Source organism: Enterobacter cloacae complex sp. ECL72 (assembly GCF_019056635.1).
GTDB lineage: Bacteria > Pseudomonadota > Gammaproteobacteria > Enterobacterales > Enterobacteriaceae > Enterobacter > Enterobacter hormaechei_C.
In genome coordinates this window covers 47,928-62,168 of sequence record NZ_CP077659.1, presented here as the reverse complement: position 1 = coordinate 62,168, position 14,241 = coordinate 47,928, and the positions used below count along the sequence as shown (strand labels likewise).

Sequence of the window (14,241 nt, the reverse complement as noted above, 5' to 3'; positions counted from 1 at the left end):
GAGGGAGAAAAACCTAAAAACGACAACAGCGTTATCGTCAGGCAGAAAAATTCATTTTACTGACGCTTTCTCAGATACGCATTAACCATAATAGGTATTTATGTTTTTATTAACCATTATTTACTGAGTAGATAATGGTTAATATCAGGTCATTATCAATTACAAAACACCGTATATTATCGGCGTAATATTTCCTTATTGCTGCATTTCATTAATAAGGATTTTTTTATGTCATGGAATAAACATGAAGCTGTGTCATACGCCCGTAGCCACGCACTAACCCATACTGGACACTATTGCGCTCGAGCAATCGCCGCCGCCATTCGAGCCGGAGGGCTTAAAATCGAAGGGGCAAACGCTAAGGATTTCTGGCGTTCTCTTGAAAAAGCAGGATTCTCAAAAGTCTATGGCACTCCCATAGAGGGGGATATCGCGGTGATTGATGCCTTGCCCGGCCCGAATCAGTACGGGCATGTCTGTATTTACGATGGCGCTGGAACCTGGTATTCAGATTTTAAACAGAGAACACTGTACCCGGGGCCAACCTATCGCCAACTTCAGCCAGCAATAACCTTATACAGGCATTATTAATATGAATAAGCTCATCTTAATTGTGTTATTCAGCACAGCAGCATTGGGGGCCGAAGATTTTCAGATACCGATGCAGCGCGCTCTTGAATTCAATCGCTGGTACATGAAACAAGTGAACAACGATCGTTATCCCATCCAACAGGGAAATGAAATCGATAAGTTCGTTACGGCCAGCACCATGAAAAAATTACGTCATGCAGACGATCCCCGTTATGCCGACGCTGAATTTTACGAGGCTGATTTTTTTTTATGAAATCGCAATATATCGGCGAGGACTGGGCTGAGAATGTGGCTATTGATTCGTATGATTCAGACCCGGTCTGTGTAAACGTGAATATCACGTTTGGCAAAAAGACCCAGCACACAGTCATTGATTGCATGGTTAAAGAAGATGGGATCTGGAAAATTCAGTCTGTCGCCGCTCGGGATAATAATTGATTCCCCCGCTAACAATAATGTAGCCGGGTGGCGCTGCGCTTACCCGGCCTACAAAACCCGTAGGCCCGTGCAAGCGCAGCGCCGCCGGGCAAATCAGGCGACGATGCGGCTGATGCCCTTTCTCCCACAACCCGCTCTACTCAATTGATTTTTCACCCCGAAAAAAGGTACGTTTTCGCCTTAATTCCAGCGTGGACATACCAGCATTATGCCGATTATTCAGTCTGTTGAACGTGCGTTGCAGATCCTCGACCTGTTCAACGAGCAGGCCACCGAGCTTAAGATCACCGACATCAGCAAACTGATGGGGCTGAGCAAGAGTACCCTCCACTCGCTGCTGAAAACCCTGCAACTTCACGGCTATATCGATCAGAACCCCGAGAACGGCAAGTATCGCCTCGGCATGAAGCTGGTCGAGCGCGGTCATTTTGTCGTGGGCTCCATCGATATTCGGCAGAAGGCGAAAGGCTGGCTGACGGAGCTGTCCCAGCGGACCGGGCAGACCACCCATCTGGGGATCCTGGACGGGCGTGAAGGGGTTTATATCGAGAAGATTGAAGGCAAGCTGGCCGCCATCGCCTATTCGCGCATTGGCCGCCGCCTGCCGGTTCACGCCACCGCCATCGGCAAAGTGTTGATTGCCTGGCTGGGCGAGGCCGAGCTGAATGCCCTGCTGGAGGGCTATCAGTACACCACCTTTACGCCCGCTACCCTCGCCTCCCGCGAAGCGTTAATGGCAGCCCTGACGCGGACCCGCGAACAAGGCTACGCCCTGGACAGCGAAGAGAACGAGCAGGGCGTGCGCTGCGTGGCGGTGCCGGTGTGGAACCACGAGTCCCGCGTCATCGCCGCCCTGAGCCTGTCGACGCTGACCTCCCGCGTGGACGACGCAGAGCTGGCTGATTTCCGCGAGCAGCTTCAGCAGGCCGGGCTCCAGCTCTCACGCGCGCTGGGCTACCCGGCCTGAGCCGTCAGACCTGCTCGTAGGTGAAGTAGTCGAAGTCAGCGTGGCAGCCGTCGCCGCTGATGTCCTCGCAGTGCAGTCCCACAAACGCGCCGGTGAAGAAGCCGCGCCCGCCAATATAGTCATCCGACAGCTTCCACGCCTCATACGTCACCGGCACGGCATGCCACGTCTCGCCGTCGAACGAGTAGCTGTAGCGGTAGACCAGCCTATCCACATCCACCCGGAGCCAGACGCTCTCAGCCTGTTCCGGCACCGGAATCGGCTGCTCGTGCAGCGGCCATGACGGCACGTTGTGGTCAAGCTGGATCACCTTAATCGTTCTGCCCTGCCCCCCCTCGTAGTCCACAAAGCAGTAGCTCCAGTTTTTGCTGTTGTAGTAGCAGGTCAGCCCCGCGCTCTGCTGGAAGTGCACCGGCGAGAACTGCATCCGCGTCTCGGCCCGGAAGGTGAAGTGCTGCCAGCGGCGCGCCACGGTCGACTGGGTAAAGGTCGAGTTGAGCGAGTCGTTGCCGTACAACCGTAAATAGCCGGGGCGCGCGGTGAGCGAGCCGAGGGTGTCGTCGAACGGAATGCGCAGAGTCTGCAATTCAGGGTCAAGCGTGCTGCCGTCGAAATCATCCCGCCAGCTACCCTGAGCGGCGCCAGGCTGCTCCGCCACCTGCGGGCCTTTCACGGTCAGCTGCGCGTGCTTGCCGCCTTCCACGTACGGCCAGCCATCGCGCCATTCAATGCGGGCAATGCCGGTCTCGCGCCCCAGCGGACAGTAGCCGCGTCCGCCGGAGGCCAGCAGCGGCACGCCGGGCAGGCGCAGCGGGCGGCTGGTAAGGTAGGCCATATACCACTCCCCGGTGTGGGTTTGCAGCAGCGAGCCGTGGCCGCTCTTTTGCAGCGGGTTCTCCGGCAGGTGCCAGCTGGTCATCATCGTCACGTCCGGGTGAAGCTCGTACGGCCCGTCGATGGTTTTTGCACGCAGCACCACGACGGCGTGCTCGTAGCTGGTGCCGCCTTCGGCAACCATCAGGTAGTACCATCCCGCGTGGCGATAAAGATGCGCCCCTTCGGTGTAGCAGAGCGGCGTGCCGGTAAACAGCGTTTTGCGCTCGGGCGAGAGGGTGCCGGTCTGCGGGTCAAACTCCTGCATCACGATGGTGTTGTGCGGGTTGCTGTGATGGCGCGGCCCCCACGGGCGGTAGAGGTAGTATTTGCGGCCATCGTCGTCGTGGAACAGGGACGGATCGAACCCGCCGTTGCCCATCGGGACCGGCTCGCTCCATGGCCCCTCAATGGACGGCGCGGTGACGAGGAAGTTGCGGCCATTTTTCCACGGCGAATCGACAATCTTCACGTCGGTGTAGAGCAGCCAGAATTTGCCGTCGGCGTAGCTCAGGCACGGTGCCCAGATACCGCCGGAGTCCGGGTTGCCCTTCATGTCCAGCATCGACACACGGTCCAGCGGGGTGCTGACCAGCGACCAGTTTTTCAGGTCGCGGGAGTGATAGATGCGCACGCCCGGGAACCACTCGAAGGTCGAGGTGGCGATGTAGTAGTCCTCGCCCTGGCGGCACAGGGACGGGTCCGGGTTGAAGCCGGTGAGTATCGGGTTAGTGATTTCCATGTTGCCTCCGGTTAATGGGATGCGGCTGTCGCGGCGTCGGGAATGGCCTCGCCCTGCGCCGCGCGGTGCTTGATCAGCTGCTGGCTGATGGCCTCCACGCGGGCGTCGGTGAGCTTATAAAACGACAGCATGATGAACATGCCCGCATAGAGCACCACGGGCACCACGCAGAACAGAATTTTGATGGTGGTCAGCACCTCGACCGGCTGCACGCTGCTGCTGGCGGAGTAGTTCACGTACGCCAGGATCCAGCCCACTACTGCCCCGCCAATTGCCAGGCCAATCTTCAGGCTGAACAGGTAGGTGGAGAACACCAGCCCGTCCAGGCGTCGCCCGCTGCGGCTTTCTTCGTAATCCACCACGTCAGAGGCCATCAGCCACTGTAGCGGCGTGGTGGTGTTAAAGACGAACAGGAACAGGATGTTGAGGGCGAAAATCAGGGCAATATGCTCCGCCGGCGTGAAGAAGATCAGCAGGCTAATCAGAGAGTAAGCGACGATGATCCACTTAAAGGCGGTGACGCGGTCGAAGCGGCCCAGCAGACGAGACGAGCAGAGCGAGCCGAACATGGTGGCGAGGCTGCCGTAGAGTAAAAACTGGGTCGCCATCTCCGGGTGATCCATCACGTATTTCACGAAGTAGAGCGTCGCCCCGCCGCGCACCACGTTGGAGCAGGTCGCCATCATCTTGAAGGCGCACATGATCCGCCACTGGCCGTTGCCCAGCAGCAGCTTAAGATCTTTCGCCACCGACGAGCCAGGCTGCACTTCAAAGGTGTAGCGCTCTTTGGTGGTGAAGAAGCAGACATAAAGCAGGACCACGCCGCTCAGACCCAGCACGCACATGGCGCCGAAATAGCCCACCTGCTCGTTCCCTTTGCCGATGATGCTGACCAGCGGCAGCGCGATGCCGCTGATGGCGAGCGACCCAGCGGCGGCGAGGAAGAAACGCCAGGACTGAAGGGCATGACGCTCTTTCGGGTCGGCGGTGATCACCCCCGGCATGGCACAGTACGGGACGTTAACGAAGGTGTAGACCAGAGTCAGCAGAATGTAGGTCACGCAGGCGTAGATGATTTTGCCCTGCGCGGAGAAGTCCGGCGTGTAGAAGGTCAGCATGCAGACGATGCCAAACGGGATGGCGCCCCACAGCAGGAACGGGCGGAACTGGCCGTAGCGGGTGCGGGTGCGGTCTACCAGCAGCCCCATCAGCGGATCGGTCACGGCGTCGAGCACGCGGGAAACTAAAAACAGCGTCCCCATTATGCCCGCGGAGAGACCGAACACGTCGGTGTAGAAATAGGCCAGCAGGAACATCGTGGCCTGCCAGACGAAGCCGCAGGCGGTATCACCCAGCCCGTAGCCAATTTTGTCTTTCATGGTTAATTGCGTCATCAGAATTACACCCTTATGTAGTGTGCTGAATTACAACATCGTGTTAATGGAGTGTAATGAGATGCTCAATTAACCAGCAATGGTCATATCTTATTTCTGAATTACGTTATTTCGCTTTTGTGACGCCAACGATATATCATAAGTCATTGTTTAAATTATAAAATTAAAGACAAGCAAAAACCGCCCGCGGAATATTTTCCGCAGACGACTTTCTCTCAGAAAATAATTAAATGCCGAGTGCTTTTTTACCGGCGTTAATTACCTCAATGATTTTATCGGTGTCATAAATACAGCCTTTCCAGGTGCCGCCACTCACGGACTGTAATGCCGCCCACAGCCGGGTATCGTCCGGCAAAAAGTCGTGAGCGTGCAGGTCCGGGTGCGTCTGCCGCCGCGCCAGCTCGCGCGCGCCCTCTTCCGGCGTCAGCGGGTTGTCCGCGGTACCGATGAAGTTCACGCTACCGGTCAGAGTCAGGCGGTCCACGGCAATCTCAATGATGTCGTTATCGCGCAGCTTACCAATCGGCCCTCCCGCCAGCGCCTCCGGCGATACGTGGCCGAAGCAGGCCCCCGTCGACACGCCCGAGAAGCGCGCATCGGTGATTAACGACACCGTCTTGCCCCACGAGATATGCTTCAGCGCGGAGGTAAGCTGGTAGGTCTCTTCCATGCCGGTGCCGGACGGGCCACCGCCGATCACCACCATGATATCGCCCTGCTTAATCTCTTCCCGCTTGATGGCCCTGATCGCCTGCGCCTCCGAGACAAACACCCGCACCCGGCCAGTGTGGCGGTAAACGCCATCTTCACCCACCACCGACGGGTCGATCGCCGTGGCCTTGATCACCGATCCTTCCGGCGCGATGTTGCCCGTCGGGAAGCAGACCGTCGAGGTCAGCCCTTTCGCTTTTGCCTTCTCCGGCGGCAGGATCACGTCATCCGGCTCCACGCCGTCCTGCTCGCGCAGGCACTGGCGGAAGCGCTTACGGCGCTCCGAGCTCTGCCACCAGTCGAGGTTCTCGCCCACTGTCTGGCCAGTGACGGTCATGGCGTCCAGATTCAACAGGCCGAGATCGCGCAGGTGGAGCATCACCTCCGGCACGCCGCCCGCGAGGAAGGCGCGCACGGTCGGGTGATAGTCCGGGCCGTTGGGCAGCACGCTTACCAGGCGAGGCACCCTGCGGTTGACGCGCGTCCAGTGCTCAACGTCCGGAATAGTGCAGCCCGCTGCGTGGGCGATGGCCGGAATATGCAGCAGTAAATTGGTGGAGCCGCCGAACGCCGCGTGGATCACCATCGCGTTTTCGATGGCTTTGTCGGTGAGGATATCGCGCGTGGTGATGCCACGGTTATCCAGTTCACTGACCGCGCGTGCCGACTGGCGGGCGATCTCCAGCCACACCGCCTGCCCGGACGGCGCCAGTGCAGAGTGCGGCAGCGCCAGACCCAGCGCCTCCGCCACTACCTGCGAGGTGCCCGCCGTACCGAGGAACTGACACCCGCCGCCCGGCGACGCGCAGGCGCGACAGCCCAGCTCGGCGGCCTCCTGCAAGGAGAGCTCATGGTTGGCGAAGCGCGCGCCGATGGTCTGCACTTTGCCCGCATCTTCCCCCACGGTGGGCGGCAGCGTCGCCCCGCCCGGCACCAGAATGGTCGGCAGATCGTGCATGGAAGCCAGCGCAATCATGGTGGCGGGCAGCCCTTTATCGCAGGTTGCCACGCCGATCACCGCCCGGCGCGTCGGCAGGGAGCGGATCAGGCGGCGAAACACGATCGCCGCGTCGTTGCGGTACGGCAGGGAGTCGAACATGCCGTGCGTGCCCTGCGAGCGACCGTCGCACGGATCGCTGACGAAGGCGGCGAACGGGATCCCGCCGTTGCGGGTGATCTCCTTCGCCGCCGCCTGCATCTGCATGCCGATCTCCCAGTGTCCGGTGTGGTAGCCCAGCGCGACCGGGCGTCCGTCTCCGGCGCGGATGCCGCCCTGGGTGCCGATGATCAGCACCTCTTTGCCGGTGAGCTTGTTGGCATCCCAGCCCATCCCGGCGTTCTGCGTCATACCGAACAGGTTGCCGCTGGGGGATTCCATCAGCATCTGCGGGGTCAGCGGCAGCGTGCCCTGCGGCCCCGCCGCGTGGGTGTTCACCGCATAAAACGCATCGTCCTGTGGGGTGAAAATTTTCTCAATGGTCATCGTTATCGTCCGGCTCAGCAGAGTTTGAGCTGTTGTAACAGGGTTTTCAGCTGCGCCTTGCGCGGCTCGTCCAGCGGCGAGGCTGGCGGCAGGACGTGCGTAGAAATCGGACGACCGCAGAGCACGATCGCCTCTTTAATGACGTTCACAAACGGCGTATCCAGCTGATACATCTGCGGGATTTGCAGCAGGGTCTGATGATACTCAGCCGCTTTCGCCACGTCGTTATCCCGCCAGGCTTTCAGAAGATTTACCGACACCTGTGGGGCAAAGTTGCCGCTGGCCGAGATCGCCCCGTCGCCGCCTAGCAGCAGGGTATTAAACAGATGATCGTCGTAGCCGCACAGCACCGTGAAATGAGGATGGGCGCCTTTAACGGTGTGGATCATGCTGCGCAGGTGGGCGACGGAATCGATGGTGTCTTTGATGCCGACGATGTTACTGCGCGAGTCGGCCAGGGTTTTCACCAGCGCCGGGGGCAGATCCTGCCCGGTCAGCGCCGGGAAGTTATAGAGCATCACCGGCAGCGTGACGCTGTCGGCCACCTGCTCGAAATAGCGGATCAGGTTCGCTTCCGACACTTTCCAGTAGTAAGGGTTGATCACCACGATGCCGTCCGCGCCCGCCTGCTGCGCGTGCTGGCTCAGCTCAATGGTTTCCCGGGCGTTGGTGCCGCCGGTGCCGATCAGAACCGGCACGCGACGATCGACATGATCGATCGCAAACCGAGCAATGGTTTTACGCTCTTCGGCGCTGAGCTGGGAGAACTCGCCGCCGCTGCCCAAGGAAGAACAGGCCGTCGACGCCCGCAGCAATCAGATCGTCGATCAGCGCGGCGGTACCCGGTTTATCGAGCTGGCCATCGGCGGTAAAAATGGTGGAGACAGGGGGAATGATACCCGTGAACAACGCGGACTGCGGCATGAGATCTCCTTGTTGAAACATTTTGTTCTACATTATAGAACGGAGTTCATTAATTTAACGATCATACTATGACGCAGAAAAAGCGCAGGTAAATGGGAAGGGATGAGGGAGTGCGGGAAGTTTAAGCTGGATCACATTATGCGTGGGTGCGGTCTGGTGCCCTCACCCTAACCCTCTCCCAAGGGGAGAGGGAACTTTTACACCCTCTCCCCTTGGGAGAGGGCCGGGGTGAGGGGGTTACTCTACCAGCATCTTCACCACAACCTTACGCACCTGCGCCGGCGCTCCCGCCGCGCACAGCGGCTTATGCACTTCGCCCGGCCAGAACACTACAAAATCCCCTTCGCTCAGCACCACGGTTTTCTCCTGCTCGCCTTCCGGCAGGAACGCGATGTCTTTGTCCGCCAGCCAGTCGGTGTCCGGCGTACCGTGCGGCAGGGTACTGAAGGTCATCCCTTCCTGACCTCTTAGCACAATCTGAATATCCAGATAGCGTGCATGGTATTCAGCGCGACGCTCGGCGAACGGCTGGGTCATGTCCTCCGAAACCAGATAAAACAGGCTGTTGCCATTGATGTCGTGCTTACCGGTCGGCGTTGCGTCGGTGACGTGGGCCTTAACGTGCTCAATGGCCTGGCGCAGCTCTTCTGGCAACCAGGACTGGAGATGATGAATATTGCCAATAATCATGATACAACCCTCAGATTAAAACATTGTTTCATTTTTATGTTTTATACGAGAATTGCCTCTTCCATACCAGCCCTTTTTTGACAAGATTTGCGTCAGCGCATGTTTATCGGGAAATGTGTTAATCCACTGTTAATTGCACACAGGCATTTATGCAGTGGTTATGCATAACCTCATTTCATGCACTTTGCACATAGGATCTAACTCACTGAATTTAAAACATAACCCACAAAACCTGTTGGTGTATCACACTTTACCACTTTGGTTATTTCCTTTAAAAATCCATAATTATTTATTGATTTCTCTTAAATGAAAAATAGTTAACTGTCATTATTGCATAGCTATTCCCGTGACAACATTTTATCCATTAAAATCAACAACATAACTAAATATTTCAAAGCGTGTGATTCTACAAAATAATAACAACTTCAAATATTGCCACCCGTTCCTGCTTAGCTATTCATCCCTTAATAATATGAAATTAATCATTATCTGATACGAATCATGCAATTGAAAATAAACTGCTCAATATCGGTTTTCGCGTGAGCAATGTCACAATAACCATTATTTAAGCGCCTACTATAAATCACGAAATCAATTGAGCTTAGCCGCCATGAAATTAAACACATCACATGGCGCATGCCCTTTTTATTCTGAAAAAAAGTTAAAGGAATAATTATGGAAAAGCATTACGTCGGTTCTGAAATTGGTCAATTGCGTAGCGTTATGCTGCACCGTCCTAATTTAAGTCTGAAACGGTTAACCCCCTCAAACTGTCAGGAGCTGCTATTTGATGACGTGCTCTCGGTTGAACGGGCGGGTGAAGAGCATGACATCTTCGCAAACACGCTGCGCAAGCAGGGTGTGGAAGTCCTGCTGTTGACCGACCTTCTTACGCAAACGCTTGATATTGCGGAAGCAAAAGACTGGCTTCTTGAAACACAAATCTCCGACTATCGCCTGGGGCCAACCTTTGCCGCCGACGTGCGCGGCTGGCTGGCGGATATGCCGCATCGCGAACTGGCGCGCAGATTGAGCGGTGGATTAACCTACGGTGAAATTCCTGCGGCTATTAAAAATATGGTGGTCGATACCCACACGGCGAATGATTTTATTATGAAGCCGCTGCCGAACCACTTATTTACCCGCGATACCTCCTGCTGGATATATAACGGCGTCTCCATTAATCCGATGGCGAAACCCGCCCGCCAGCGTGAAACCAATAACCTGCGGGCAATATATCGCTGGCACCCCGCATTTGCCGACGGCGAGTTTATTAAGTATTTCGGCGACGAGAATATTAATTACGACCACGCCACATTAGAAGGCGGCGACGTATTAGTGATTGGCCGCGGAGCGGTATTGATCGGCATGTCCGAGCGCACGACGCCGCAGGGCGTGGAGTTCCTCGCCAACAGCCTGTTTAAACACCGCCAGGCCGAGCGCGTGATTGCCGTTGAGCTGCCAAAACACCGCTCCTGCATGCACCTCGACACAGTCATGACCCACATCGACGTTGACACCTTCTCCGTTTACCCGGAAGTGGTGCGCAAGGACGCCCAGTGCTGGACGCTCACCCCGGACGGACGCGGCGGCCTGCTGCGCACCCAGGAAACCGACCTGCTGCACGCCATCGAGAAAGCCCTCGGCATTAACCACGTCCGCCTGATCACCACCGGCGGCGACGCCTTTGAAGCCGAACGCGAGCAGTGGAACGACGCTAACAACGTCCTGACCCTCCGCCCGGGCGTGGTGATCGGCTACGAGCGCAACGTCTGGACCAACGAGAAGTACGACAAAGCGGGCATCACCGTGCTGCCGATCCCGGGCGACGAGCTGGGACGCGGTCGCGGCGGCGCGCGCTGCATGAGCTGCCCACTGGAACGCGACGGAATTTAAAGGAGCCATCATGGAACGAAAACCCACTCTGGTTGTGGCCCTTGGCGGCAACGCGCTGCTCAAGCGCGGCGAGCCGCTTGAAGCGGACATCCAGCGCCAGAACATTGAGCAGGCCGCCCGCACCATCGCCGGCTTAACGGAACAGTGGCGCGTGGTGCTGGTGCACGGCAACGGCCCGCAGGTCGGACTGCTGGCGCTGCAAAACAGCGCCTACGACAAAGTCACTCCCTACCCGCTGGACGTTCTTGGCGCCGAAAGCCAGGGAATGATCGGCTACATGCTCCAGCAGGCGCTGAAAAACAATCTGCCCCAGCGCGAGGTCAGCGTCCTGCTCACGCAGGTGGAAGTGGACGCCGCCGACCCGGCGTTCAGCAACCCGACCAAGTACATCGGCCCGGTCTACAGCGAAGCCCAGGCTAAAGCGCTGGCCGCGGAAAAAGGCTGGGTGTTTAAGGCCGACGGCAGCTACTTCCGCCGCGTGGTGCCGTCGCCGCAGCCGAAGCGCATCGTCGAGAGCGACGCCATCACGGCGCTGATTCAGCGCGACCACCTGGTGATCTGCAACGGCGGCGGTGGCGTGCCGGTAGTGGAAAACGCCAACGGCTATCGCGGGATCGAGGCGGTGATCGACAAAGACCTCTCCGCCGCCCTGCTGGCGCGCCAGATCGAGGCCGATGCCCTGCTGATCCTCACCGATGCCGACGCGGTGTACCTCGACTGGGGCAAGCCAACCCAACGTCCGCTGGCGCAGGTGACGCCGGAGCTGCTCAGAGGCATGCAGTTCGACTCCGGATCGATGGGGCCGAAAGTGGCCGCCTGCCGCGAGTTTGTTGAGGCCTGCAACGGCATTGCCGGGATCGGCGCGCTGGCCGACGGCGCGGAGATCCTGGCGGGCGAGAAAGGCACATTGATTCGTAACTGAGTCGTTTTCCCCCTCACCCTAACCCTCTCCCAAAGGGAGAGGGAATGCACGCCCCCTCTCCCTGCGGGAGAGGGCCGGGGTGAGGGCATCAGACAGCACAAATTTTAAAAAGGATTTCCCCATGACCATTAACCTGAAAAACCGCAACTTCCTGAAACTGCTGGACTACACCCCGGCGGAGATCCAGTACCTGATCGATCTCGCCATCGAGCTGAAGGCCGCCAAAAAAGCCGGACGCGAAAAACAAACCCTGGTCGGGAAAAACATCGCCCTGATCTTTGAAAAAAACCTCCACCCGCACCCGCTGCGCCTTCGAAGTGGGTGCGTTCGACCAGGGCGCGCAGGTCACCTACCTCGGCCCAAGCGGTTCGCAGATTGGCCACAAAGAGTCGATGAAGGACACCGCGCGCGTGCTGGGCCGCATGTATGACGGCATCGAGTATCGCGGCTACGGCCAGGCCATCGTTGAAGAGCTGGGCGAGTACGCGGGCGTGCCGGTGTGGAACGGCCTGACCGACGAGTTCCACCCCACCCAAATTCTCGCCGACCTGATGACCATGCTGGAGCACTCTCCGGGCAAAACCCTGCCGGAGCTGAGCTTTGCTTACCTGGGCGATGCGCGGAACAACATGGGTAATTCGCTAATGGTCGGCGCGGCCAAAATGGGGATGGATATCCGCCTGGTTGCACCGAAATCTTTCTGGCCGGAGGCGGGCCTGGTTGAGCAGTGCCGCGCCATCGCCAAAGAGACCGGCGCGCGCATCACCCTCACCGACGACGTGGAGGAAGGCGTGCAGGGCACCGATTTCCTCTACACCGACGTGTGGGTTTCCATGGGTGAGCCGAAGGAGGCCTGGGCCGAGCGCGTCAGCCTGATGAAGCCATATCAGATTAACGCGGACGTGATGAAGGCCACCGGTAACCCGAACGTCAAGTTCATGCACTGCCTGCCGGCGTTCCACAACGAGCACACCAAAGTGGGCCGCGAAATCGAAATGGCGTACGGCCTGAAGGGGCTGGAAGTGACGGAAGAGGTCTTCGAATCACCGAACTCCATCGTCTTCGACGAAGCAGAGAACCGCATGCACACCATTAAAGCGGTCATGGTGGCGACACTCGGCGACTAATCACCGCCCGGCGCGCCGCGGGGTGCGCCGGGTTCAGGAGAACATCATGGGCAAGTTCAAGTTTCCCTCCGCTTACACCATTCTCTTTTTTCTGATTGCCGTGGTTGCCGTGCTGACGTGGATTGTTCCGGCCGGGCAGTACCATATGGCAATGAACGAGGCGCTCGGTAAAGAAGTGCCGGTTGCTGGCACCTACGCGCACGTGGCAGCGCACCCGCAGGGGCTGGTTTCGGTGCTGATGGCGCCGATTGCCGGGCTGTACGATCCGGAGTCCGGCCAGGCCGGGGCCATCGACGTGGCGCTGTTTATTCTGATCATCGGGGGATTCCTCGGGATCGTCACTAAAACCGGGGCGATAGACGCCGGGATCGAGCGCGTCACCACCCGGCTGCGCGGACGCGAAGAGTGGATGATCCCGATCCTGATGGCGCTGTTTGCCGCAGGCGGCACGATTTACGGCATGGCAGAAGAGTCGCTGCCCTTCTATACCTTACTGGTGCCGGTGATGCTGGCGGCGCGGTTCGATCCGGTGGTTGCTGCGTCCACCGTGCTGCTCGGCGCGGGGATCGGCACCCTCGGCTCCACCATCAACCCGTTCGCCACGGTGATCGCCGCCAACGCCGCCGGGATCCCCTTCACCAACGGCATCATGTTGCGCATCGCGCTGCTGGTGATCGGCTGGATCATCTGCGTGGCGTGGGTAATGCGCTATGCCCGCAAGGTGCGCAAGGATCCGTCGCTGTCGATCGTGGCGGATAAGCAGGAAGAGAACCGCGCCCACTTCCTCGGCAACAAGGGCGAGCAGTCGCTGGAGTTTACCCCGGTGCGCAAACTCATCCTGGTGATCTTCGCCCTCGCCTTCGCGGTGATGATCTACGGCGTGGCGGTGCTGGGCTGGTGGATGGCGGAGATCTCGGCGGTGTTCCTCGCCAGCGCGATTATCGTCGGGCTGATCGCCCGCATGAGCGAAGAGGAGCTGACCTCAACCTTTATCAACGGCGCGCGAGATTTGCTGGGCGTCGCGCTGATTATCGGCATCGCGCGCGGTATCGTAGTGATCATGGATAAGGGCATGATTACCCACACCATTTTGCACAGCGCCGAGGGAATGGTCACCGGATTGTCGACGGTGGCGTTCATCAACGTGATGTACTGGCTGGAAGTGGTGCTGTCGTTTCTTGTGCCTTCTTCGTCCGGCCTGGCCGTTCTGACGATGCCGATCATGGCGCCCCTTGCCGATTTCGCTAACGTCAACCGCGACCTGGTGGTTACGGCTTACCAGTCGGCGTCCGGCATCGTTAACCTGATCACTCCCACCTCTGCCGTCGTGATGGGCGGGCTGGCTATCGCCCGCGTGCCCTACGTGCGCTATCTGAAATGGGTCGCGCCGCTGCTGGGGATTTTAACGGTGGTGATTATGGTGGCGTTAAGCCTGGGCGCCCTGTTGTAATTTGCCGGATGGCGCTGCGCTTATCCGGCCTAC

General features: G+C 58.5%; 10 protein-coding genes and 2 pseudogenes. 7 read left to right on the top strand and 5 right to left on the bottom strand.

Features of this window, described 5'->3' with window-relative positions; all coding sequences use genetic code 11:
* The first annotated feature begins 228 nt into the window (after window positions 1–228).
* The 3 genes from KTH07_RS00275 (at window position 229) to xynR (ending at window position 1,996) form a co-directional block, all read left to right on the top strand.
* The gene (locus tag KTH07_RS00275; RefSeq protein WP_017383896.1) at window positions 229–591 is read left to right on the top strand and encodes a hypothetical protein; all 363 of its coding nucleotides are present in this window, start codon (window positions 229–231) and stop codon (window positions 589–591) included.
* Window position 592: 1 nt separating this feature from the next.
* A complete protein-coding gene (locus KTH07_RS23410; protein WP_254360260.1) occupies window positions 593–844 on the top strand; it encodes a hypothetical protein in 252 nt (83 codons plus the stop codon).
* A gap of 393 nt (window positions 845–1,237) precedes the next feature.
* Window positions 1,238–1,996, top strand: a complete 759-nt coding sequence (xynR, locus tag KTH07_RS00265) for a DNA-binding transcriptional repressor XynR (RefSeq protein WP_023302994.1) — start codon at window positions 1,238–1,240, stop codon at window positions 1,994–1,996.
* Between the two features lie 4 nt (window positions 1,997–2,000).
* On the opposite strand, the gene KTH07_RS00260 is transcribed toward xynR, so the two are convergent.
* The 5 genes and pseudogenes from KTH07_RS00260 to KTH07_RS00240 all read right to left on the bottom strand — a co-directional run bounded on the left by KTH07_RS00260 (window position 2,001) and on the right by KTH07_RS00240 (window position 8,813).
* Entirely contained in the window at window positions 2,001–3,611 is a 1,611-nt protein-coding gene (locus tag KTH07_RS00260; protein WP_063162005.1) for a glycoside hydrolase family 43 protein, read from the bottom strand.
* Window positions 3,612–3,622: 11 nt separating this feature from the next.
* Window positions 3,623–5,005 carry an MFS transporter gene (locus KTH07_RS00255; RefSeq protein WP_017694629.1) on the bottom strand — a complete coding sequence of 461 codons (1,383 nt, stop codon included), beginning with the start codon at window positions 5,003–5,005 and terminating at the stop codon, window positions 3,623–3,625.
* A 226-nt stretch (window positions 5,006–5,231) separates the two neighbouring features.
* Complete coding sequence (gene yagF / locus KTH07_RS00250; RefSeq protein ID WP_063162004.1) at window positions 5,232–7,199, bottom strand: xylonate dehydratase YagF; 1,968 nt, start codon at window positions 7,197–7,199, stop codon at window positions 5,232–5,234.
* A gap of 14 nt (window positions 7,200–7,213) precedes the next feature.
* A pseudogene (yagE, locus tag KTH07_RS00245) lies at window positions 7,214–8,123 on the bottom strand (2-keto-3-deoxygluconate aldolase).
* Window positions 8,124–8,360: 237 nt separating this feature from the next.
* Window positions 8,361–8,813, bottom strand: coding sequence for a YhcH/YjgK/YiaL family protein (locus KTH07_RS00240; RefSeq protein ID WP_023302990.1), 453 nt, complete (start codon window positions 8,811–8,813; stop codon window positions 8,361–8,363).
* A gap of 675 nt (window positions 8,814–9,488) precedes the next feature.
* On the opposite strand from KTH07_RS00240, the gene arcA reads away from it, so the two are divergent.
* The 4 genes and pseudogenes from arcA (at window position 9,489) to KTH07_RS00220 (ending at window position 14,208) form a co-directional block, all read left to right on the top strand.
* On the top strand, window positions 9,489–10,709 hold the full coding sequence (arcA, locus tag KTH07_RS00235; protein ID WP_023302989.1) for an arginine deiminase: 1,221 nt from the start codon (window positions 9,489–9,491) through the stop codon (window positions 10,707–10,709).
* A 10-nt stretch (window positions 10,710–10,719) separates the two neighbouring features.
* The gene (arcC, locus tag KTH07_RS00230) at window positions 10,720–11,631 is read left to right on the top strand and encodes a carbamate kinase (RefSeq protein ID WP_023302988.1); all 912 of its coding nucleotides are present in this window, start codon (window positions 10,720–10,722) and stop codon (window positions 11,629–11,631) included.
* A gap of 121 nt (window positions 11,632–11,752) precedes the next feature.
* A pseudogene (gene argF / locus KTH07_RS00225) lies at window positions 11,753–12,758 on the top strand (ornithine carbamoyltransferase).
* Window positions 12,759–12,804: 46 nt separating this feature from the next.
* Window positions 12,805–14,208, top strand: coding sequence for a YfcC family protein (locus KTH07_RS00220; RefSeq protein WP_003863365.1), 1,404 nt, complete (start codon window positions 12,805–12,807; stop codon window positions 14,206–14,208).
* The last annotated feature ends 33 nt before the right edge of the window (window positions 14,209–14,241 follow it).